Source organism: Rhodococcus sp. 06-221-2, assembly GCF_002258365.1.
GTDB classification, from domain to species: Bacteria; Actinomycetota; Actinomycetes; order Mycobacteriales; family Mycobacteriaceae; genus Rhodococcoides; species Rhodococcoides fascians.
Window position 1 is genome coordinate 1 of the sequence record NZ_NOYJ01000038.1, and the last position, 22601, is coordinate 22601.

General features: G+C 64.2%; 22 protein-coding genes. 9 read left to right on the forward strand and 13 right to left on the reverse strand.

The window, feature by feature from the left end; all coding sequences use genetic code 11:
• The 9 genes from CH281_RS25485 to CH281_RS25525 all read right to left on the reverse strand — a co-directional run.
• A partial coding sequence (locus CH281_RS25485) for a TerD family protein (RefSeq protein WP_256984032.1) occupies positions 1-555 on the reverse strand: 555 nt, incomplete at its 3' end.
• A gap of 90 nt (positions 556-645) precedes the next feature.
• The gene (locus CH281_RS25490) at positions 646-873 is read right to left on the reverse strand and encodes a helix-turn-helix domain-containing protein (RefSeq protein WP_032370035.1); all 228 of its coding nucleotides are present in this window, start codon (positions 871-873) and stop codon (positions 646-648) included.
• Positions 873-1451, reverse strand: coding sequence for a hypothetical protein (locus tag CH281_RS25495; RefSeq protein ID WP_230592950.1), 579 nt, complete (start codon positions 1449-1451; stop codon positions 873-875). The genes CH281_RS25490 and CH281_RS25495 overlap by 1 nt, the downstream gene beginning before the upstream one ends.
• 105 nt (positions 1452-1556) lie before the next feature.
• On the reverse strand, positions 1557-2291 hold the full coding sequence (locus CH281_RS25500) for an ESX secretion-associated protein EspG (RefSeq protein ID WP_032370034.1): 735 nt from the start codon (positions 2289-2291) through the stop codon (positions 1557-1559).
• A 2-nt stretch (positions 2292-2293) separates the two neighbouring features.
• Entirely contained in the window at positions 2294-3664 is a 1371-nt protein-coding gene (locus tag CH281_RS25505; RefSeq protein ID WP_094695847.1) for a PPE domain-containing protein, read from the reverse strand.
• A 39-nt stretch (positions 3665-3703) separates the two neighbouring features.
• The gene (locus CH281_RS25510) at positions 3704-4507 is read right to left on the reverse strand and encodes a hypothetical protein (protein WP_057474576.1); all 804 of its coding nucleotides are present in this window, start codon (positions 4505-4507) and stop codon (positions 3704-3706) included.
• Entirely contained in the window at positions 4504-6837 is a 2334-nt protein-coding gene (locus CH281_RS25515; protein ID WP_094695848.1) for a phosphoribosyltransferase, read from the reverse strand. The genes CH281_RS25510 and CH281_RS25515 overlap by 4 nt, the downstream gene beginning before the upstream one ends.
• On the reverse strand, positions 6834-7982 hold the full coding sequence (locus tag CH281_RS25520) for an HpcH/HpaI aldolase/citrate lyase family protein (RefSeq protein WP_094695921.1): 1149 nt from the start codon (positions 7980-7982) through the stop codon (positions 6834-6836). Before CH281_RS25520 ends, CH281_RS25515 begins: the two co-directional genes overlap by 4 nt.
• A 29-nt stretch (positions 7983-8011) precedes the next feature.
• On the reverse strand, positions 8012-9091 hold the full coding sequence (locus CH281_RS25525) for a hypothetical protein (RefSeq protein ID WP_094695922.1): 1080 nt from the start codon (positions 9089-9091) through the stop codon (positions 8012-8014).
• 220 nt (positions 9092-9311) lie between these two features.
• On the opposite strand from CH281_RS25525, the gene CH281_RS25530 reads away from it, so the two are divergent.
• The gene (locus tag CH281_RS25530) at positions 9312-9887 is read left to right on the forward strand and encodes a TerD family protein (protein WP_027495074.1); all 576 of its coding nucleotides are present in this window, start codon (positions 9312-9314) and stop codon (positions 9885-9887) included.
• 125 nt (positions 9888-10012) lie between these two features.
• The gene (locus CH281_RS25535; protein ID WP_094695849.1) at positions 10013-11110 is read left to right on the forward strand and encodes a DUF475 domain-containing protein; all 1098 of its coding nucleotides are present in this window, start codon (positions 10013-10015) and stop codon (positions 11108-11110) included.
• Positions 11111-11141: 31 nt separating this feature from the next.
• On the opposite strand, the gene CH281_RS25540 is transcribed toward CH281_RS25535, so the two are convergent.
• The 3 genes from CH281_RS25540 to CH281_RS25550 all read right to left on the reverse strand — a co-directional run bounded on the left by CH281_RS25540 (position 11142) and on the right by CH281_RS25550 (position 13793).
• Entirely contained in the window at positions 11142-11486 is a 345-nt protein-coding gene (locus CH281_RS25540; RefSeq protein ID WP_027495076.1) for a response regulator transcription factor, read from the reverse strand.
• Between the two features lie 151 nt (positions 11487-11637).
• On the reverse strand, positions 11638-12336 hold the full coding sequence (locus tag CH281_RS25545) for a response regulator transcription factor (RefSeq protein ID WP_094644116.1): 699 nt from the start codon (positions 12334-12336) through the stop codon (positions 11638-11640).
• Between the two features lie 53 nt (positions 12337-12389).
• Positions 12390-13793 (reverse strand): glycosyltransferase family 87 protein, encoded by a 1404-nt coding sequence (locus CH281_RS25550; protein WP_094695850.1) that lies wholly within the window; start codon positions 13791-13793, stop codon positions 12390-12392.
• 161 nt (positions 13794-13954) lie between these two features.
• Here CH281_RS25550 and rpsF point away from each other — a divergent pair, with 161 nt between their 5' ends.
• The 7 genes from rpsF (at position 13955) to CH281_RS25585 (ending at position 20374) form a co-directional block, all read left to right on the forward strand.
• Positions 13955-14242: a 30S ribosomal protein S6 gene (gene rpsF / locus CH281_RS25555; RefSeq protein WP_008711385.1), complete on the forward strand. Its 288-nt coding sequence runs from the start codon at positions 13955-13957 to the stop codon at positions 14240-14242.
• 57 nt (positions 14243-14299) lie between these two features.
• Complete coding sequence (locus CH281_RS25560; RefSeq protein ID WP_027495079.1) at positions 14300-14845, forward strand: single-stranded DNA-binding protein; 546 nt, start codon at positions 14300-14302, stop codon at positions 14843-14845.
• 42 nt (positions 14846-14887) lie between these two features.
• The gene (rpsR, locus tag CH281_RS25565) at positions 14888-15130 is read left to right on the forward strand and encodes a 30S ribosomal protein S18 (protein ID WP_027495080.1); all 243 of its coding nucleotides are present in this window, start codon (positions 14888-14890) and stop codon (positions 15128-15130) included.
• Positions 15131-15145: 15 nt separating this feature from the next.
• Positions 15146-15601 carry a 50S ribosomal protein L9 gene (gene rplI, locus CH281_RS25570; RefSeq protein ID WP_027495081.1) on the forward strand — a complete coding sequence of 152 codons (456 nt, stop codon included), beginning with the start codon at positions 15146-15148 and terminating at the stop codon, positions 15599-15601.
• Positions 15602-15829: 228 nt separating this feature from the next.
• Positions 15830-18109 (forward strand): SulP family inorganic anion transporter, encoded by a 2280-nt coding sequence (locus tag CH281_RS25575; RefSeq protein ID WP_094695851.1) that lies wholly within the window; start codon positions 15830-15832, stop codon positions 18107-18109.
• Between the two features lie 523 nt (positions 18110-18632).
• Entirely contained in the window at positions 18633-20027 is a 1395-nt protein-coding gene (dnaB, locus tag CH281_RS25580) for a replicative DNA helicase (protein ID WP_027495083.1), read from the forward strand.
• 89 nt (positions 20028-20116) lie between these two features.
• Positions 20117-20374: a DUF3297 family protein gene (locus tag CH281_RS25585; protein ID WP_032367678.1), complete on the forward strand. Its 258-nt coding sequence runs from the start codon at positions 20117-20119 to the stop codon at positions 20372-20374.
• Positions 20375-20420: 46 nt separating this feature from the next.
• On the opposite strand, the gene CH281_RS25590 is transcribed toward CH281_RS25585, so the two are convergent.
• On the reverse strand, positions 20421-22601 hold the full coding sequence (locus CH281_RS25590; protein ID WP_094651364.1) for a heavy metal translocating P-type ATPase: 2181 nt from the start codon (positions 22599-22601) through the stop codon (positions 20421-20423).

Here is a 22601-nt window from a genome sequence, read left to right on the forward strand (position 1 = left end):
CGTCGGCGGTGCAGGGGGCGGGGTGGGTGCCGGAGCCGGCGCGTCGTCCACGGAGACACCGTGATCGGTCACCAACGCAGCGAAACCACCCGCGTATCCCTGCCCCACGGCGCGCACTTTCCAGCTCCCCTGGCGGCGGTAGATCTCCAGCGCGATGACGATGGATTCGGAGCTGAGGCCGTCGATCGTGTACTCGTACAACACATTTCCCGCTGTGTCACTGACTCGCGCGACCGGGGGTGCCGATCGGCCGAAGTTGCTCGATGCGTCGTCGAGGGTGATGACCGCACGGATCTGCTCGATGTCGGACGGAACTGCGCCGAGCGAGACGGCGAGCCGCGCCGGCCCGCCCTGCCCTGGTTCGAGGCGAACACCGGGACCGGTCGGCTGATTGAAGAACACGAAATCGGCGTCCGTGCGCACCTTTCCGGCGTCGGTGACCAGAAGTGCAGACAGATCGGCCGGCACTGCCAGGGCGATGGACACGACGACGTCGCCGACGGTGAGGGGGCCGTTCTGACCCTTGGACAACGGTTGACCGGCCGGAGCAGACAATGTGGTGGACTCTCTCTCGAAGTGCTGGTTACCGTCATCCAATGTACTTGGTCGATTTGTCCGACTGATGTGACCGCGAAGGCCTGTCGGTCAGATCTGGCGGAGGGCGAACAGGTCACCCGGGGTGCAGCCGAGCACCCGGCATACGGCGGTCAAGGTGGAGAATCGGATGGCCTTGGCGCGGTCGTTCTTGAGTACCGACAGATTCACGACGCTGACCCCCGCCAGACGCGACAGCTCGGCGAGCGTCATGCCGCGGGCTTCGAGGATCTCGCCGAGATGACACACGACGAGATGGTCGACGAACTCCTCGGCCATCAGACCAGACCATCGGCATCACGAGCGAGCTTGGAGCCCTGGGCGATGGTGGCGTAGACGAATTGCAGGAATGTGGACACGAAGATTGCGATCCAGAGACCGGTGGCCGGTCGAGCGGTGTCCACGGTCCCGCTCAGCTCGAGCGCACCGACGACGCTGTTGGTGCCCAGCATGTTCGTGAACCCAGTGATGATGGGGTAGGCGAGAATGCACGCGCCGATCACTACGACGTCGGTGCGTGCGGCGTTGGTGAAGGGATTCCCGGCGATGACGCGATCGCAGAAGCGGTAGAAGAACAGCAGGCCCACCAGGATGATCACCAGTCCGACGGCGAGGGATCCGTAGCGCATCACGTCGATGAAGCCCAGCAGTCGTACGATTTCGGCTTTCGGGACGCTCAGCTCGACCGAGTTCCCCGGTTGCAACTGGCCTCCGAACAACTCCACCGGCGGGGTGTTCCACTCGGGTTCGACCGTGGCGCTGACGTAGTCCGAGGAGTGGTATTTCCACATTTTCCAGCCGGTCCAGCCCACGGCCAGTGCTCCGTAGAACACCATCGCCCACTTGTTGGTCCTCATGGAACCCAGTCCGTATGCCATCCCGCCGCCTCCATATCGATAGTCGATAACAACGAATATCGTTAACCTATCGAAAATCGATACGGTGTCAAGGGGTGGGCTGTGTCATCGGCGTAAGGCCGACTCCAACTGCCGCCCGATTTCCGCGACCAATCGGGTGGAATCGGCGGGTACTACGTCGATCGACGCGTGGGACCGAACGAGGTAGCGGCCGTCCCCGTCGAAGTCCATCCAGAAGAACGAGACGGCATCGGTATCGCGGCGGTGGTCGTAGGTGGCGCCGCGCGCGACGATCACCTCGCCGACTGCCGATCGCGGTCGGGCGAAAAACGCCTCGAATTTCTCGTCCGCAGTCGCGTTTCGAGTGGCCGTGGACAGGATTGCTCCGCTCGATGTGGTTGCAGTGCAGGGATGTTCGAGGGTCGCGGCCGCACGGCGTCCGGCCTGCACGGTCGGCACGGACTCGGCGATCCGTACGGGGGCAGATGCCGGGGTCACCGTGTCGATCGTGACCGAACAGTCCGGCCCAGGTCGTTGGGTGAGGACGACCGCGAGATCGTGGGTCACCGCTGCATGAACGCGCACCGGGCTGTGCCCGAAGTCGTGTGTGTCGCTTCGGCATTCGATGCGCACAGCGGGGTCGATCACCACTCCGATGGCTGCCTCGAGCCGCTCGTCCACCAGCGCGTCGATCCTCGCCGACGCTTCGCACCGCAGCTGTCGGAGCTGATCCTCGGTATCGACGTCGACGGTGACGGCCAGAGGGTAGGGCAACCGATCCCGTCCGAATCGACTGCAGAGCATCGCGAAATCCATGCCGTGCATGGTCCACTGCGTCACCGTCAGCCGCCGAGCACCGGGGGTGCGACGAGTGGCAGGTCACCGATCAGTTCGCTGCCGTTGCCCACGTCGATCAAGTAGCCGGGAGTGGTGTGTTCGCCGTCGTTGTCGCCGGTGCCACGACCTCCCGCCGCGCCCATACCGCCCACTCCGGGCATACCGTGAGCCCCTGCTCGACCGGCCGCCGCCGCACTCGTGCCGCCCGGGCCGCCGCTGGAACCGCCGGAACCGATCGGAGACCCGAGAACAGAGCCGCCGTAACCTGTACCGGAACCCACACCGCCACCGGATCCGTTGTAGCCCGAGCCGCCGTAGTTGGAGCCGCCGTAGCCCGAGCCGCCGTAGCCGGCACCCGGGGAGCCTGTCCCCGAGGAACCGCCGCCTCCCACGTTGCTTCCGAGTCCCCCGGGAGCATTTCCGGGGCCACCGGCTGCGGCGGCCCGGGTTTCCCCGGACCGATCTGCAGGCGGCAGCGGTCCGGATGGACTCGAACCCGGTTGCCCGGGGCCCGATTGTCCAGGCGTCGCGGTGCCGGCATCGGTCTGCTGCGCAGCCGACTGCGCTGCGGGATCGACGGCTCCTGCCGAGCCTGCGCCCCCACCGGACGTCGCACCGCCGCTCCCACTGGCGGCCGGGAAACTGCCCGGCGGGAAACCGCCTGCCCAGCCGCCGGTGGAACCACCGCCTCCGCCGTCGACGGGATTGTGCGCCGTCGGCAGCACCGGAACGTTGGTGTCAGACAGCACCACGCCCGGTACGTACACCGATCGCATGATGCGACGCGCTTCGTTCTGCTGCTCCTCCTGCACTGCCGTCGCCGTTTTGGTAGCGAACGGAACGGGGAGCAGGGAACCGATCAGGGTGCTGGCCTCGGACGCGACCACCGGCGGCATTCTCGACTTGGTCTGCTCGAATCCCGCGTGTGCTTCGAGCAGCTTGTTCCCAATCAGGCTCATCGACGTGGCCAGCGCGGACGCCGACGAGACGTAATCGCCTACGCCGCCGCGCACGGCGTCGGACATCGGCCCGGACCAGCCCGACGCCATGGCCGCCTCGATTCCCGTTCGGAAGCCGTCGGATCCGGAGCCGGCGGCGGCCGAGAGGTCGTTCCAGTTCTTCGACGAAGTCGCAATGGGACCGATGGCCAACGACCCGACCATGCCCGCGATGTCCTCGTGTGACATCACCTCGAACGGTTCGGTGATCGTCACTTCGTTGGGTTCGTAGTCACCGCGGTAGTCGAATGCCCCGTTCGCTTTCTCGAACGCCTCCCCGAGCATGGTGCCGACGAGCTCGGGCCCCACCGGGGTCACGAATATGTTGGTGACTATCCCGTCGATCGTCGCTTCGAGTTCCTCGTACGGATTCGCCATGCCCACCCCTTGCCACGCGCCTGTCCCCCCGACGAACTGTTAGACGCGGTGCGCAGTGGTTCGGTTCCGCAGCCACTCGAGAATTTCCTCGCTGGCCCGTACGCCGGAGGAATCGGTGACGGTCAACCCGGGGCGGGTGAACCCCAGCAGTTCGAGCTCGCCGTGCCGCGGCCTAACTGCCTCGTCGGCGGCCATGAGCATCTCGGCGTCGAGTGCGCCGTCACCGGCAGCGAACACGCCGGCCTCGGCATCCAGGGAACCGTCCTGAACCAGCCTGGCACGGACCTCGGCCACGGCGGAGCTCTTGCACACCGCGTTGGGCATCGTGTAGATCTTGCGACCCTGCTGGGAGACGTTCCAGTCGCGTGCCGCGCACCACTGCGACCAGTCCGAGACGAAGTCCGGCGGGACGGCGGTGACGTCGACGACGAGGTAGCAGAACAGGCCGTCGGCCTCGCGGTATTTGAGCACCCAGTCTTCGGAGACCCTCGATCTCAACTCTGCGCCGATGCCGGCCAGGTCCAGATCGAAGCCCTTGCGCCAGGCCGTATCCGGCTCACCGTCGACGAGAATGTTGCCACCGTTGCTGGTGATGGCGTACCGCCACGGGGCACCCGGCAAGTCGATGCGCTGGAACTGTTCGATGGTCCGCGTCGTCGTCGGAACCACGGGGACGCTCTCGCTCAACCCGCGGAGCAGCGACATCGACCGAGTGCTCATGTACGACAACGGTTTGCCCTCGTACACCTCCACGCACTCGAACGTCTCGTCCAGGGGCACACCGAGCGCGCCTTCGGAGAAGATCATCGTGCGATCGAGGTCGACGGCGACGAGGGCGCTCACGAGGCATCCTCGGTGGAGACGTTCTTGATCAGACCCATGCACGAGTAGGCGAGGTCGGGTACCACGTCGACCGGTACTCCCCTGGCTTCGGCGAGCATCCGAATATGTTGGTGCTCCGGAGCATTCGCGTCGCGCACCAACACGCGCCACGGTACTCGGCGTAGCAGCACCCGCGTGGTCTCGCCGACACCGGGCTTGACGAAGTTGACGTGCGAGATGCCGTACTCCTGGCGGACCTTCTCCACCGATGCCCATCCCGACCAGGTGGGAGTCCTGTCGGACGCGAGCACCGACGACACCGTCTCCGCGACCTCGTCACGCACGTCGTCGAATCGAGCCGTCACCGCGTCGAGTAGGTGCCCCGAGACATCGTCGGGAGCGAGGTCTGCGTAGTACTTCGCGCCGTGGAAATCACCCGGCCGGATGAGGCTGTCGTTGAGTACAGTTCGCGAAACGAGGCCCGAGACGGTCGAATTCAGGCAGGCCGAGGCGATGAGGAAGTCGTCTCGGGTCCCGTAGGTGCGAGCGCAGTGTCCGGGATCGGCGAGCACGGCCAGATCGTCGTCGAAGTCCGCCCCAGGGAAGTCGCTTAGTGCCGCTGTGAGTTCGCGTGCAATGGCACCTTTGCCGGTCCAGCCGTCCACGAACACCACCGAGCGTGAATCGTGGTGCTCGGCGAGGTAGCGCAGAGCGACGCTGTCGATACCCCGATCACGCACGATCGAGACGGCGTAATGCGGTATCTCGATGCCGTGGGCGGCGAAAGCCCAGCGCCGCATCAGAATTCCCACCGGAGTACCGGCCCGCGCCAGTGATGCGAGCACGATGTCGTGTCCGCGCTCGGCGAGCACCACCTCGGTGACGGTTCCGACGGCGACCGCGAGCCGCGCCGCACTCTCGTGCAGTACCTTCTCGAACAGTTCGCGATACGCGAGATCGGGTTGGTATTCGACCGGCAGCGATTCGGCATAGTGCGCCGTGCCGGCCTGAATCGCCCTCTCGCGCTCCGCCGTTGCCGCTTCCAGCGAGATCCCCGACAGGTCTTTGAGTAGCCAGGTCACCTCGTCCGGCGCGTACGAGCCGAACTCGGGCCCACGCAGCGGACGGGCACGTCTGGCGATCTCGAGCGCCTGCGGATCGGCACCGGTGACGACCACGACCAGCACGTCGGTGCCCGCCGCCGCGAGTGTCCCCGCCGCGGCGGTGAGTGCGTCGGTATCTGCGGGGGCATCGGCGACGAACACCAGGGTCGAGTCGGCCGGCGCGTCGGCGTTGTAGAGGTAGCGCAGAGAGGATTCGTCCTCGGGTGCTGCGAATTCGAAGCCCCGGCGCAGTGGGTAGCCCGCCACGTCGAGTACGTAGGCGGGCGAGCGGGTGGTCGTCTGGAACAGTGCGCTGTGTCCGCGTCGTTGCAGCGCTGCCGCCAGGCGTAACGGCAGGTACATCAGCTCCTCGTGGCCGACGACCACGACGGCACCCGAGTCGGGGAGCGACGCGTCGACGGTGGCCGCGACTGCTTCGATCGCGTCGTCGAACCCGGCTGCATCAGACCCGAGGAAGCCGTGGCGGCCGCCGTCGGGTAGAGCTGCGGGCCAGTGCGCGTCGATGCGGCGTACCGAACCAGGTTGTGCAGCAATCGGATTGAACGTCGGATCGGGCAGGTTCAGTACCGTCTCCACGAGCCCGGGTGCCAGCTCGACCGATCCCTGAGCGAGGCTGACGTTGTCGATCACGACGCCCAGTTCGGCGGCCGTTGCTGCGGTCGCGTCGAGATGCTCGGCGGTACGCATGTCCACCAGGGATGCGATGACGTAGTGGGAACGCGCAGCCGTGGAATGGATCTGGCGGAGCGCATCGAGTGCGGTGGCTCCGGTCGAGATCTCGTCGTCGACGAGAACGAGGGGTAGTTCGCCGCCGAGCAGGTCCGCCGAGGTCGGCATCAGCAGATGGTCGGTGGCGTGCGAGTGCCCTTCCTCGAACTCTCCGTGCACCGTCATGCCCGGTACCGTGCGGCGGGTCGAGTGCACATAGCAGCGCGCATCGAGGGCGGTTGCCACCGTGTGACCCAATCCCGTTGCCGTCTCGGCGAATCCGAGAACATCGACGTCGGAGCCGCCGACCGCCGCAGCGACCAGGTCGGCCAATTCTTCGCCGGCACCGATGACGACGTCCGGATCCACGGGTATGTGTTTGCCGAGCACAGTGGACACCAACAGATGTGCCCGTCGGGGATTGCGGCGTAGGCCGGGACGCACCAGTTGTCGTGCCGTCCACGACGACGAGGAGCCGGTGTCGGTCAGGGCGATGCCGTCGGCCGGGTTGTCGGTCATCGCTGAGCCAGCGCCGTCAGGAGGTCCACGAACGTGATCCCTTCGTTGGTGACCCCGAATGCCCGGGCGCGAACCATCGTCTGTTTCGCCCAATTGCGATGTGGTCCCAGCTCGTTCATCTTGTTCCGGTAGCCGGAGGCTTGCGCGCCGCCCTGGTCGGAGGCCAGAATGTCGAGGGCGTCGTGGTATTCCTCGTGCGTCACTGCGGACAATGCGTGCACGGCAGGAACGTGGGATGGATGGATGACCGTCTTGCCCTGGATGCCGTTGGCGCGGTCGAGGGCGACCTCGCGCAGCAGTGCGTCCAAGTCGCTGCTGACCAGTTGCTGCCGGAAGCGCACGGCCTCCTGGTCGACGAACGGCGTCTGGCGCAGCAGTGGCCGGAACATGCGTTCGTGGTCTGCGAAGTACTCCCACACCGGCCCGGTGATGACGAATCCCGATCCGTCGTTGCGGCCCAGGTGATTGACGATCGCGCTGATGACGTCGGCCACGACGCGGACGTCGTAGATCGTCAGGTCACGGTCGCGGCGAATGCCGAAGGTGCCGCACATGTCGGTGGCTCCGATGCGGACGGCCAGCACGATGTCTCGGTATTTTCCCAGTAGTTCCCGGATGGCAACGAGTTCGGTGTCGCGTGTTTCGCGGTGGACCACCTCGGCCGACTCGAGAACCGGCATCGCCAACAAGCGGGTGTCGTGCGCGGTGGATGCGGCGAGAATCTCGTCGAGGTACTCGGCTCCGGTTGCCGAGGTGAACTTCGGTACGACGAAACCGGCAAGTCCAGCGGCCCCAGGAGCCAGACCGGCGCAGACCGTCCGAATCTGTTGGGCCGTGCGGGCTCGGACGAACACCAGTGCATTCGAACCCGAGAGTTCGTTCAGAGTTCGGATGGTGTTCTCCACCGCGTACTGCAGATTATGATCTGCGACTGCATCTTCGAGATCGATCACGATCGATCGAACGCCCTCGTCGGTGCGCTTGTGCACCGTCGCGGTCAGGTCCGCACGGGTCGCGGGAATGTACAGCGTCGCACCGAGTGCTGTTGCTACGACGTTGTTTCCGTCGCTGACCGCGATGTCCTCCGGTTGCAGGAAGAACATGCGTTCGCGGGTGTCGGCGTCGAGATGGCGAAAGTGTTGCACCATGATCCTTCGTGTGAATGCGGTCGGTGCTAGCTGCGCATGCGTTCGATCACGCCTGCGATGAAGTCCGAAATGGTAGCCAGATCCTGCAGATATGACCAGTAGTCGGGATGGGTACCCGTCAGTGCGTTGCTCGCCCTGTCGATCCGGGCGAGCTGAGCATCCAGCACCGAGCCCCATTCGGCAACCAGACCGCGATTGATCGCGAGTTGTTGAGCGTCACGAAGTTTGAACCGGACCTTGCTCTCGGTCTCGCTCGGATCGGCTTTGACTGCGCGCAGCAGGCGAACACGATCGGTGACGGCATCGACCAGGTGCTCGGCATCGGTCAGGTGCGACCGGGCCTGGGCGACGAGATCCAAGGCCTGCTCGGGGTTGCCCGTGTCGAGCGCCGAACGGGCCGCTCGCAGATCCTCGTCGGCCTGTTCGATGTGGCGTGTGCTCGATCGTTCGTTGTGCGATAGATCTGCCGAGCTCTTGGCATTGAATTCGCGGAGCAAACTCGAGAAGGCCGGCGCGATCCCCTCGGATCTCGTTCGTACGGCTTCGATTCGGGTCCGCACCGAGACCAGTGCGGTCCGGGCCTCCTGCTGGCGTCCGGGAGCCGAGCGAACCGCCTCGCGCAACGCAGTGGATCTGTCCCGGACGACGGCAGCCTGCTCTCGCGCACGCAGCGGATCCCGTCGAACATCGTTCAATTGTGTTGTGGCGGCGTCCAGTTCGTTCCAGGCCTGCCGCAATGATGGATAGGTGGCGTACTGCTCGTCGACGGTGGACCGCGCAGCGTCCGCCTCGGCCAGTGCGTCCTGCACCAGGCGTGGGGTGGCCGCGAACTGTGCCGAGGCGTGCTCGAGAGTGCCGCGATGAGCCTCGTAGAAACGGTCGACGGCGACACTGGCGTCGTGGAGCAGTCGCGTCGCGTTGTCGAATGCCGACCTCGCGGCGGCAGTGGTGATTCCGTCGAACTGTTCGACGGCAGCGAGATACGCCGCTCCCGCGTCGAAACACAGCTTCTCGGTATCGAACCATCGGCGGGCGAGTCCGTCCTCCGGACGAAGCGCGGTGGATGCCTCGACGCCGGCGGATGCGATGGACTGTCGCTTGTCCATGTCGAGAAAGGCGGCGACAGCGGCGTCCTGGGAACGACGCGCGGCGGCGTCCGATTCGGAACCTCGGCGAAACACCCCAGGCCAGCGACTTGTCACCTGTTCGATACTACCGACGGGAACCTCCGCATCACCGCGCTCGTTGGTCGAGTACGTCCAGAAACCGGACATTCCCACTACGGTTGTACCCGTAACGGGAAACCAATTGCGAAAGGACCTCTCAATGGGCGTCAGCCTCAGCAAGGGTGGCAATGTCTCGCTCACCAAGGCAGCACCGAACCTGACCGCGGTCGTGGTCGGCCTCGGTTGGGACATCCGCACGACGACGGGCACCGACTTCGACCTCGATGCCAGCGCCATCGCATTGAACTCGACGAAGAAGGCCCTGAGCGACGGGCACTTCGTGTTCTTCAACAACTTGAAGTCTCCCGACGGCTCCATCGAGCACACCGGGGACAACACGACCGGTGAAGGCGACGGAGACGACGAGCAGATCAAGGTCGATCTCGCCGCTGTGCCGCCGGAGATCGAGACCATCACGTTCCCCGTGTCGATCTACGATGCGGACGCTCGCTCGCAGTCGTTCGGGCAGGTGCGCAACGCGTTCATTCGCGTCATCAACCAGGCCGACAACTCCGAGCTCGCTCGCTACGACCTCAGCGAGGATGCCTCGACCGAGACCGCGATGGTCTTCGGCGAGCTGTACCGCAACGGCGCGGAGTGGAAGTTCCGCGCAGTCGGCCAGGGCTACGCGTCCGGACTCGCAGGCATCGCCCGGGACTTCGGAGTAAACGTCTAGTAAAGGCACTCCCAAGATTGGGGATACCCCCGCCTCGTCATTCATGATGGGCGGGGGTTTTTCCGTTTCGTCCCCCAACTTGGTCGCGCCTGCGGGCTCTGCTCCTAGCCAGAAAGGCCACTGACGTGGTTATGAGAATCTTCGGCTGGTCGATTGCGGTCACCATCGTGTCCGTCATCGTGGCCTTCTTGTACGGCGGACTCGAGGCGATGATTCTCGTCCTCATCCTCGGTGTGCTCGAAGTGTCCCTGTCCTTCGACAACGCCGTCATCAACGCCACCGTGTTGCGACGGATGAGTGAGTTCTGGCAGAAGATCTTTCTCACCATCGGCATCGTCATCGCCGTGTTCGGCATGCGGTTGCTGTTCCCGCTGGTCATCGTCTGGGCTGCGTCGGGCCTCGGTCCGGTCGCCGCCATCGACCTGGCTCTCAACCCGCCCGCCGACGGTGCCGCAACCTTCCCGGACGGTTCGCCGAGCTACGAGACGCTCCTCACCGACGCGCATCCGCAGATCGCAGCGTTCGGCGGCATGTTCCTGTTGATGCTCTTCCTCGGCTTCATCTTCGAAGATCGCGAGATCACGTGGCTGAGCTGGCTGGAGAAGCCTCTCGCCCGGATCGGTCGCCTCGATCAGCTCTCCGTTGTCGTCGCGGGCCTGCTGCTCGTGCTCAGCGCCGAATTCCTCGCCGAGGACGACAAGATTTCCACCGTCATGGTCTCCGGCGTGCTCGGCATGATCACCTACATTGCCGTCAACGGTCTCGGCGAACTGTTCCACATCGAGGAAGAGGGCGAAGAGTCCTCCGGCGGCCCGAGCGAACTGGCGAAGGCGACCGGCAAGGCCGGCTTCTTCCTGTTCCTCTACCTCGAGGTCCTCGACGCGTCGTTCTCGTTCGACGGTGTCATCGGAGCCTTCGCCATCACCGCGGACCCGATCATCATCGCGCTCGGCCTCGGCTTCATCGGTGCCATGTTCGTTCGCTCGATCACGGTGTTCCTCGTTCGCAAGGGAACGTTGTCGGACTACGTCTACCTCGAGCACGGCGCGCACTGGGCAATCGGTGCCTTGGCCCTCATCCTGCTCGTGTCGATCGGCGTTCACATCAACGAACTGATCACCGGCTTCGTCGGAATCCTCTTCATCGGTGCCGCACTGATCAGCAGCATCCGACGCAACAAGCGTCTCGAGAGCGAAGGCGTGGACACCGAAGTCCACGTCTGACCTACGCTTCGAACCGCAACAGCTCGAAGACTTACAGCTCCGAGATGTCGACGAGTCCGTCCTGCAGGGCCCGGGCCACCAGGGCGGCCTTGGTCGGGGCGGACCGTCCGACAGAGGTGTATTTCGCGCGGATGCGCGTCAAGTGGGTGTTGACGGTTCCCAGCGACAGGAACAGTGCCTTCGCGACCTCGGTCTTGGAGTCGAGGCGAATCCAGCAGAGCAGTACCTCGATCTCACGGTCGGTCAGGCCGGGCCGCGTGGGGAACTTGTCTCTCTGCTCAGCGGGCGGCACCAGGCTGATCAGTCCGCGAGCGAGCGGTGCGGCAGAGATGGAGTCGCTGTGTTCCGAGGGCATGGGATCGAGCAGTGCGGACATCAGTTCTCCCGAGGGCCGAGGCAGGTTGAGACGGTCTAAACCTGAGTCAACTCATTCTCACAGGTCGATCACAGACTCGCTGCCCTGATTTCTATGGGCACTCGAACCGTCAACTCCGAGGATGCGTCATAAATCGCGTTTCAACCGGTCATCAGTCCTGCGAGGGGAGCTCGGGCATGGGGAGCCACCCGTCTTCGACCGCGCGTTTGTACAGATCGGTTTTGGTCGGTGCCGGACGCCCCGCCTCGGCGTATTTGTTGCGGATGCGCACGAGGTAGTCGTTCACGGTCTGTTCCGACAGTCCGGCCAGGCGGGCGACGCGTCCTGCCTTCTCGCCCGACGCGTAGAGGGCGAGCACCTCGCGTTGACGTGGGCTCAGGCCGACGTCGGGCAGCTGCGGATCGCCGTCGATCGCCGCGGCCCAATCCGTGGTGACCACCTGCCCGCCGCTCGCGGCTCGCCGGATCGCGGACACGATGGCCGATGCGGGCGCGGACTTGCGCACCACGCCGAGCACTCCCGCGCGTGCCGCGGACCGAACCAGGAATGCGTTCTCGGCACCGGTGTACACCAGCACTCGTGATCCCGCGGCGTGCAACTGTTCCACGTTCGAGCGCGGAGACGATCCGTCGCCGAGGCGCAGATCGAGTACCACCAGGTCGAGCTGCTCTCGGTGGGCGAGCAAATCGTCCACGGTGGAGGCCATGATCACGAGATCGAGATCGGGTTCGTCCGCCAGCATGGCCTTGAGGCCGAGCGCGACGGATTCGTGGTCTTCGATCAAACCGATCCGACGTACCGCGGCAGTGCCGTCCTCGGTACTTCCCTGAGATTGCGACACCTGTGCCATGTTCCCGCCCCGCTCTGCGCCCTTTTTCCCCAGCGCCCTGTTCTACCGACGCTCTAGTGCCTCGGTGATGCCGTCACAGATGTCGTCGACGAACGAGGCGACGTTACCGACTCCGAGTCGGTTTCGCCCGGTTGGGCAAACCGCAGGCGAGCGCGGGCGAACATCACGAACAGCACCACCAGCAGCAGCGCTCGCCCCCAGACTCCGACGAGGACGAAGAATTCCTCGTCGTTGGCGTCGACGCCGGAGGCCAGCGCAGCGAAGTACTTGAACACGCCGATCCCCATCGACAGATCGACCATCAAGTACGCGGCGACGATTCCCCAGGGGATCCGAAGCAACACGAGGAAGGGAAGCAGCCACAGCGTGTACTGGGGTGAGTGCACCTTGTGCAGCAGCATGAAGCCGCACAGCATCGACCCGCTCACTGCAACCCAGGGATACGTGCCGATCACGTTCGCGCGCCGGAAGCCGAGCCACAGCGCGAGCGCGAACGCGACGAACACCAGGAGCGGCGACGCCACGTCGACGACTTTCTGGAACGACGCTTCGGCGTCGTTGTACGCGTCGGGCGTCATGCGGTCGTTGACATAGAGATGGCGCAGCCCCCAGTACCAGATGGAGTTTGTCGTCAGATCCGCCTGGCGCAGCGACTGGAAGGTGAAGGACGCGCGCCAGCCCTCGTAACCGATGACGGCGAACGGCAGGTTGACTGCGACGACGGTGGCGATCGCGGCTCCCGCGACCTGCAGGCCGCCGCGTATGTCGTAGTGGCCACGGACGGTCTCCGGTTTTTCTCGACCGTTCGTTCCGCCGGTGACGACATAGGCAATGAGCGGGAGCACGAACGCGCCCGGATAGATCTTGAGGCAGAATCCGATCGCCAGCAGTCCCGAAGCCACAATTGCCTTGCGCCGCAATGCAATCGGCAATGTCATGACGAAGATCGCACCTACCGCAGAGGCGACGACCGGTAGTTCCCAGTTGTGGAAGGCGTACATCACCAGGGGTGGGGAGATGGACCACAGCAGCGCCGGCCAGCCGGCCATCCGCCCGAGCATCCAGGCGGTGAGAAGCCCGAACGGTGCAAGGATCAGTGCCGAGGTCAACAGGAACTGCGCGTCGGTGTGGGCCGGGATCGCGCCGAGCCACATCAGCAGACCGCTCAGAACCGGATACTCGACCGTCCCTCCGGTGAGGATTCCATCGCTCGTGATTGCCCCGTGGATGTAGGGAAATATGTGATTGTCGATATCGCGACCGAGCCACAGGAACTGGATGTCGGAGTAGCAGACGGACGAGTCCTTGATGACGTCGAACACCGTGCTGCGTCCGGACTCGTCGAACGGTGCGACGGCGCAGCGGGCCTTGTTCAGATATCCCAGAATCAACCCGATTGCTGCCATCGCGACGACCACGACAACCGTCGTCGGACTGGCGCGGACCCCGGATCGCATGGTGCAAGAGTATGACGAGCGAATGCCCGACTGTGCGCCCAGAGGGAATTAGCAGGTCAGGGCCCTGTCGTGTATCTTCAAGGGGTTGCTGACGCAACGACCCTCCTGCCACGGATAGTCCGTGGCCGTTTTCACTAGTCCACAGGAGGTGATGAGGTCTTATGCGTCATTACGAATTGATGGTCATTCTCGACCCCAATCTGGACGAGCGCACTGTCGCTCCGTCGCTCGATACGTTCCTCAACGTCGTTCGCAAGGATGGCGGCACCGTCGACAAGGTCGATGTATGGGGCAAGCGTCGTCTGGCTTACGAGATCCTCAAGCATGCCGAGGGCATCTACGCCGTTGTGAACCTCAACGCCGAGCCTGCCACCGTCAGCGAGCTGGATCGTCAGCTCGGACTCAACGAGTCCGTGTTGCGTACGAAGGTCCTGCGACAGGGCAAGTAATTGTCGGTGTCCGGCCCTAGGCTGGCACTCACAACGCTTACTACTGAAAGAGGAACCATGGCAGGCGAGACCGTCATCACCGTCATCGGAAACTTGACGGCTGATCCAGAACTTCGATTCACCCCCGCCGGTGCGGCAGTTGCCAACTTCACGGTTGCATCCACCCCGCGCACATTCGATCGTCAGACGAACGAATGGAAAGACGGCGACGCGCTCTTCATGCGCTGCAACATCTGGCGCGAGGCAGCGGAGAACGTTGCCGAGAGTCTGACCCGAGGCTCACGAGTGATCGTGAGCGGACGGCTGCGGCAGCGTTCGTACGAGACGCGCGAGGGTGAGAAGCGGACAGTCGTCGAGCTCGAAGTCGACGAGATCGGACCTTCACTTCGCTACGCCACCGCAAAGGTCAACAAGGCCAATCGCGGTGGAGGTGGCGGCGGAGGCGGCTTCAACTCCGGCTCGGGTTCCTCCGGCGGATCGGGCGGCGGCCGCTCGAACTCCTCGTCCAACTCCGGTTCCGGTGGAGACGATCCCTGGGGCAGTGCCCCGGCGGCGTCGGGCTCCTTCGGCGGACGTGGCGGAGACGAAGAGCCACCGTTCTAGATCCTTCGATCGAGAACAACCAGATGTAACGGAGAAAGACCCATGCCCAAACCGCCATTGCGCGACAAGGTGCTCAAGAAGAAGGCGTGTTCCTTCTGCAAGGAAAAGAACACGGCGATCGATTACAAGGACACGACGTTGCTGCGTAAGTACGTCAGCGATCGCGGAAAGATCCGTGCTCGCCGTGTCACCGGCAACTGCGTCCAGCATCAGCGTGACGTGGCCGTTGCCGTGAAGAACTCGCGTGAGGTAGCACTGCTGCCTTACGCCGCGACGGCTCGATAGAAAGGGGCGATTGGTATGAAACTGATCCTCACCGCTGATGTGGACAACCTCGGTGCGCCTGGCGACACCGTAGAGGTCAAGGACGGCTACGGCCGTAACTTCCTGCTGCCCCGCGGATTGGCCATCCAGGCCACCCGTGGAGCTCAGAAGCAGGTCGACGGCATTCGCCGCGCTCAGGAAGCTCGGGCCGTTCGCGGCCTCGAGCACGCCAACGAGCTCAAGCAGGCCATCGAGGGCCTCGAGTCCGTCACGCTGTCTGTCAAGACTGCCGGCGACTCGGGCAAGCTGTTCGGCTCGGTCACCGCGTCGGACGTCGCTTCTGCACTCAAGGCTGCCGGTGGACCGGTCGTCGACAAGCGCAGCATCGATCTGCCGAAGGCTCACGTCAAGAGCACGGGCAAGCACGACATCGTCGTGAACCTGCATCCCGACGTGACCGCCAAGTTCAAGCTGGAGGTCGTCGGAAGCTGATTTTCAGCTTTCGGCCCGAAACGGCTGCAAGAAACCCCACGAACTTCGGTTCGTGGGGTTTTTTCGTGCCATCTCACAAAATTCAACTGTCACAACGGTTTCCAAATTGTGAAGGATCTCTCTCGGTGCCACCTTCGGCCGAGGTTTGCGTACCCTTTACTTGGGGGCGACATTTCAAGCCGGAACACGATCGACCGACCTGACGCCTAGACGCCCGGAGGAACTGCCGTGACAACGACAGCAGAGCACGATTCAGAACCCAGTCCGAAGACCCGATCCGAGCCACCGTCTCGGGTCGGGTCGATAATCAAGTACGACCTACCGGCCTCGCTGGTCGTTTTCCTTGTGGCAGTGCCACTTTCGATCGGTATCGCTGTCGCCTCGGGCGCTCCCATCATGGCCGGCCTCATCGCTGCTGTGGTCGGCGGCATTCTCGCCGGTATTCTCGGCGGATCGCCGTTGCAGGTCAGTGGTCCGGCTGCGGGTCTGACTGTGGTGGTCGCCGAGTTGGTCAACCAATTCGGTTGGGCTACAACATGTGCCATCACGGTGTTGGCCGGCCTCGTCCAGGTTCTTCTGGGCATGAGCCGCATTGCTCGTAGTGCACTTGCCATTTCGCCGGTGGTCGTTCACGCGATGCTCGCCGGCATCGGTATAACCATTGCGCTGCAACAGATTCACGTGCTGCTCGGTGGAGAGTCCGAAAGCTCCGCGGTGCAGAACCTGCTCGCCATTCCTCGTTCCTTGGCCGACGGCCAATGGCCGTCCATCGTCGTCGGCGGCATCGTCGTCGTGCTGATGTTCTCGTGGCCGCGACTGGCCGGCGTGTCCAGTGTGATGGCCAAGGTTTCCAAAGTGCCTGCGGCACTGGTTGCAGTGGTCACCGCAACCGCGGTCTCGATCTTCTTCTCGCTCGACGTCGAGCGAATCGAGTTGCCGGGCAACCTCATCGAGTCTCTGAGCTTCCCGATCATGCCCGACGGTCAGTGGGGTGCATTCGCCACCGGTGTCATCACCATCGCGCTGATCGCCAGCGTCGAGAGCCTGCTGTCCGCTGTGGCCGTCGACAAGATGCACAGCGGTGAGCGCACCAACTTCGACCGCGAATTGATGGCGCAGGGTGCGGGCAACATGGCCTCCGGTGCCATCGGTGGCCTGCCGATCACCGGCGTCATCGTGCGTAGCGCGACCAACGTCAAGGTCGGTGCCAAGTCTCGCGCGTCGGCGATTCTGCACGGCGTGTGGATCCTGATCTTCTCGGTGCTGTTCATTTCCATCGTCGAGCTCGTGCCCTTCGCGGCGCTCGCCGGGTTGCTCGTGATGATCGGTGTGCAGCTCATCAAACTGGCCGACATCAAGATCGCGAACAAGACCGGTGACATCGCTGTTTACGCAGTCACGGTGCTGGGTGTCGTGGCGCTCAACCTGCTCGAGGGAGTGCTGATCGGCCTGGCGCTCTCGATCATCCTGGTTCTGCGACGCGTGGTGCTGGCGAAGATTCGGGCCGAGGAAACGGTCGACGGAACCTGGCGGGTGACGATGGAGGGCTCGCTGAGCTTCCTCGCGCTGCCACGACTGACTCGTGTGTTGGCCACGGTGCCCGCAGGCACGTCCGTCACCGTCCATCTCGGAGTCGACTTCCTCGACCATGCTGTGCACGACGCGTTGAACGAGTGGGTCCGCCAACACGAGGCGACCGGTGGTTCCGTGCGCGTCGAGGAGGTCGGCACTGCGTCGATGGCTGCGGCCACCGAAGGGCCACCGCGGCGCGGATCTGCCACGGTGCGCAGTTCGTTGGCACCGTGGCGGGCGTGGCAGCTCAAGAGCGACGACACGCAGGAGGACTCGCCTGCTGCTCTGCGTCCGGTGTTGAGCGGAGTGGCCGAGTACCACCGCACTCATGCCCCCAACATTCGTCCGCACCTGGAAGGTCTGACCGAGTCTCAGGACCCGGACACGCTGTTCCTCTGCTGCGTCGACTCACGCGTCATGCCGAACACGATCACCAGTAGCGGCCCCGGTGACCTGTTCACCGTGCGCAACGTCGGCAACATGATCCCCACCCAAGGTCAGGATTGCTCGGTGGAGGCAGCCCTTGCCTTCGGCGTCGACGAAGTGGGTACGTCGTCGGTCGTGGTGTGTGGCCATTCCGGTTGCGGTGCCATGAAGGCGATTCTCGGCGGGGCGGAGAACGCCGCCGACCCGTCGGTGGCCGAGTGGCTCGGGCACGGGAGAGCCAGCCTGGACGCGTTCCGCAGTGGGCACGCGGTGGGCCGTCAAGCGGCGGAGCTGGGCTTCGGCGAGGCCGACCAGCTCGCGATGGTCAATGTCGCGGTGCAGCTGCAGACGTTGACCCGCCACCGGGTGGTGGGACGCGCGAACGCGGAGGGTCGTCTGCGGATCACCGGTCTCTTCTTCGACATCCCGTCGGCCCGGGTGCTGCAGATCGGTACGAAGGAAATCACGGTTCTCGACCCGGCGCTGTGCCCGCAGAAGGCCGATCTCTGACGGTCTGTTCGAGCGAAGTACGAGGGCCCGATTCCCGACGGGGATCGGGCCCTTCGGCTCGGAAACCAGCATTAAGACTTTTTCGGTGCCAATTTCCAGCCGGTGTGACGTACTTCACCACGGAGTTCACTCGGCATTTACTCAACACGCCCGAGTTGTCAATTCGGCCGACACGCCGCCCCCAGAACGATGCACAGGCAAAAAACTTTATGTACACGCCTTGACGTGCGGGAATGGTGCAAAGTCCAAAAGTTATACCCAGGTTATCCCCAGACGGTCAACACCGTTGTTCAACATCGTCCACATTTCATCCACAGATCCATCCACAGCCTGTGTTGTGACTCCTGGCGATACCGCTTAACGTCCCTCCAGCGTCTCTCTCGATGCCGTCGAACGGTGCCGGGGCAGCGCGGATCCGGTACCGATCAGGACCTGTCGGTGCCCGGGGGTAGAACTTGCTTGACCGCACGTCCGGGTGTTATCCGGACGTGCTCGGACTATGGGGAGAGGACGGCCGGTTCGCGTGGCAGTTGTGGACGATCGAGGACAGTCCGACTACTCCGGCTCCTCCTCCAGCGAAGGTCCGGGCGAAGACTTCGGGCGACAGCCGCCACAGGACATGGCCGCCGAACAGTCCGTGTTGGGCGGCATGCTGCTGAGCAAGGATGCCATCGCCGACGTGCTCGAGGTGCTCCGTCCGGGCGACTTCTACCGGCCGGCACACCAGAACGTCTACGACGCCATTCTCGACCTCTACAGCCGCGGTGAGCCTGCCGACCCGGTGACCGTCTCGGCCGAGCTGGATCGCCGCGGCGAGCTCAAGCGCATCGGCGGCCCGCCGTACCTGATCACGCTGACTCAGACGACGCCCACCGCCGCCAACGCCGGGTACTACGCCGAGATCGTGGCGGAGAAGTCCATTCTCCGGCGGCTCGTGCAAGCCGGTACCCGCATCGTTCAGTTCGGTTACGCCGGAGCCGACGGTCAGGACGTCGCCGAGGTCGTCGACCGCGCACAGGCAGAGGTGTACGAGGTCACCGAGCGACGTACCTCCGAGGACTTCCTCCCCCTCGAAGAGCTGCTGCAGCCCACGATGGACGAAATCGACTCCATCGCCAGCCGCGGCGGCATCTCCCTCGGCGTGCCGACGGGATTCGCCGAACTCGACGAAATCACCAACGGTCTTCACCCCGGTCAGATGATTATCGTCGCGGCGAGGCCCGGCGTTGGTAAGTCTACCCTAAGTATGGATTTCATGCGTTCGTGCTCCATCAAGCACGGCATGCCCAGTGTCATCTTCTCTCTGGAGATGAGTCGCACCGAGATCGTCATGCGTCTGCTGTCCGCAGAGGCGAAGATCAAGCTCGGCGACATGCGTTCCGGAAAGATGACCGACGACGACTGGACCAAGCTGGCCCGTCGCATGAGCGAGATCAGCGAAGCACCGCTCTTCGTCGACGATTCGCCCAACCTGACGATGATGGAGATTCGAGCCAAGGCGCGACGCCTCAAGCAGCGCAACGGTCTGAAACTCATTGTGGTGGACTACCTTCAGCTGATGTCGTCCGGCAAGAAGGTCGAGTCGCGTCAGCAGGAGGTCTCGGACTTCTCCCGTCAGCTCAAGCTGTTGGCCAAGGAACTCGAATGCCCGGTGGTCGCGGTCTGCCAGCTCAACCGTGGTCCCGAGCAGCGAACCGACAAAAAGCCGATGGTCTCGGACCTCCGTGAGTCCGGCTCACTGGAGCAGGACGCCGACATGGTGATTCTGTTGCACCGCCCCGACGCCATCGAGCGCGACGATCCCCGCGGCGGCGAGGCCGACTTGATCCTCGGCAAGCACCGTAACGGTCCAACAGCCACAATCACTGTGGCACACCAGCTGCACCTGTCCCGATTCGTGGACATGGCGCGGGGCTAGGGACAGCGGCGCTGGTCCAACGCTGGGTCGCGTATTCTTCATGGGGTTCAGACCCCAGCACCCAACGCAGCACATCGACGAAAGTAATCATGCCCGAGGACCAGAACACAGACGTTCCACCGAATCATCTCTCGATCGATCCGAGCAGCCGCTTCTACAACGAAGAGGTTCTTCGCCGCGACGTGGGCATTCGCTTCAACGGCGTCGAGAAGACGAGCATTCGCGAATACAACGTGTCCGAGGGTTGGGTGCGTGTCGAGGTCCCGACCGCGAAGGATCGCTACGGAAACCCCATGCTCGTCAAGCTCAAGGGCACGGTCGAACCGTACTTCCGCGACGCAAAGTAGCGAAGTAGGTACCGAACAGCTGGCCCTGGCGTTCGGTACCTACTGATCAGAGTCGGTATCGGATCAATCGCGAACTGTTGCCGACCACCGCGACCGACGAGGCGTTGTGCAGGATTGCCGCCAGCACAGGTGACAGCGCACCACCGGCGCTGACCGCCAAGCCGAGAGCGTTGACGGCAATGGACATTCCGTAGTTCTGACGGATGACCGATACGGAATGCCGGCCGAGGTCACGTACGTCGAGCAGACGCGACAAGTCGTCGCTTGCCAGTGCCACGTCCGCGGTCTCGACGGCAACATCGGTGCCCGCCAACCCCATCGCGATTCCGATATCGGCGACGGCCAAAGCAGGGGCATCGTTGGTGCCGTCACCGACCATCGCCACGACGTAACCTGCGTCCTGCAGTTCTCGGACGGCTTCGAGCTTTTCGTCAGGCATCACTTCGGCCCGCCACTCGGTGATACCGAGTTCCGCTGCGACCGCCGCCGCCGTCTTCGGGTGGTCGCCGGTGAGCATGATGATGCGTTCGACACCGTCGGCACGGAGCGCGTTCAGAACGGCGGATGCGTTGGTACGGACCTCGTCCCGGAGACTGATCAAGCCGACGAGTACGCCGTCGACGGCCAACAGCAGCGGAGTCTCGGCCTCGTCCTGCAGCCGCGAAACCCATTGCTGCGCATCCTCGGACACCGCGACGTCCTCGCTGCGTAGGAGAGATGGACTGCCCAGGAGCAGCGTCCGTCCATCTGCGACCGTCCGCATGCCGAGTCCGACGATCACCTCGCACTCCTCGTGCGGAGGGATGACGATATGCCGTTCCTCGGTACTTCGAATGACAGCCTCTGCCAGAGGATGTCGCGAGTGGATCTCTGAACTCGCTGCGTAGGCCAGCACCTGTTCCGGTTCCCAATCATCCTGGAACGACACGACATTGGTCACCACGGGCCGTCCCACCGTCAGGGTTCCGGTCTTGTCGAACACGAAGGCGTCGACCCTGCCGGCCTGCTCGAGGTGAGATCCGCCCTTGATGAGAATGCCTCTGCGAGCACCGTTTCCGATGGCTGCGCTGATGGCGGTCGGCGTGGACAACCCCACCGCGCACGGGCACGCCACGAGCAGCATCGTCATGGCACGTCGAACATCGCGGGTGACGACGAGAGTCAGCGCCGACAGGATGAAGGACGCGGGGACGAAGCGTCGTGAAAAGTTCTCTCCCACAGTCTGAATCGGTGCACGATCTTCCTGTGCCTCCTCGACGCGAGAAATGATGCGGCCGATCGTGGTGTCGCGACCGACGGCAGATGCGCGCACGACTAGGCGGCCACGGACGACGACGGACCCCGCATGAATACGGTCTCCGGCGACGATCGATACCGGCAAGGTCTCGCCGGTGATCGCGGACTGATCCACCACTGCGTCACCGTCGACCACGGTGCCGTCGACGGGAACGCCCACGTGGTCGTGGACGACGACCTCGTCGCCGATCTCGAGTCGATCGACGTCGACGGAGATCTCGGAGCCGTCGGGCAGCCTGATCCAGGCGGTGTCCTGTGTGCCGGTCAGCAGATCGGAGATCGCGCGTCGAGTTCGCTTGAGGGTCAATTCCTGCAGGTACTCGCCGATGTTCAGGAGCCACAGCACGGTGAGGGCGACGACGTTCTCGCGCAGCACGAGGCTGGCCACGGTTGCGGCGCTGACGAGTGCGTCGGTTCCTGCGGTCCTGTTGCCGGCCAGCGAGCGCACGGCTCCCTTGAGGAACGGGTAGCCGGTGAAGATCGTTGCGCCGGTGGCAACGAGACGGCTGGTGGGGCCGAGGATGGGCGGCCGACGGAACGCGTAGCGGCGAAGACCGAGAAGGACCAGTGCCGCGCCGCCGATGGTCATCCGCAGCACGTCGCCGCTGGTGACGTCAGCTGAGCGCGGACTACGGACCGGTACCAGGGCCCAATTCGTCGAGCGCCCCGCATTCACCGCGTCGAAGAGTTCGGCCCTGTCGATTCGTGTGCGGGAGTACCAGATGACGACCGACGCCGTCCGCGGGTACGCATGAACGGCGCGCACTCCGCGGATCTTGTCCACGTGGTCCTCGACCGCAACGGCACGGCCCGGGCTCGAGCGGAGCCAGTCGACGCGGAGGCGCATACGGCCGGCGGCGTCTGAGAGAATCTCGATGCCGTCTGCCTGCGTCGCGTCGATGTCGAGGGGGCGTTCGGCGAGGGTCGTCAT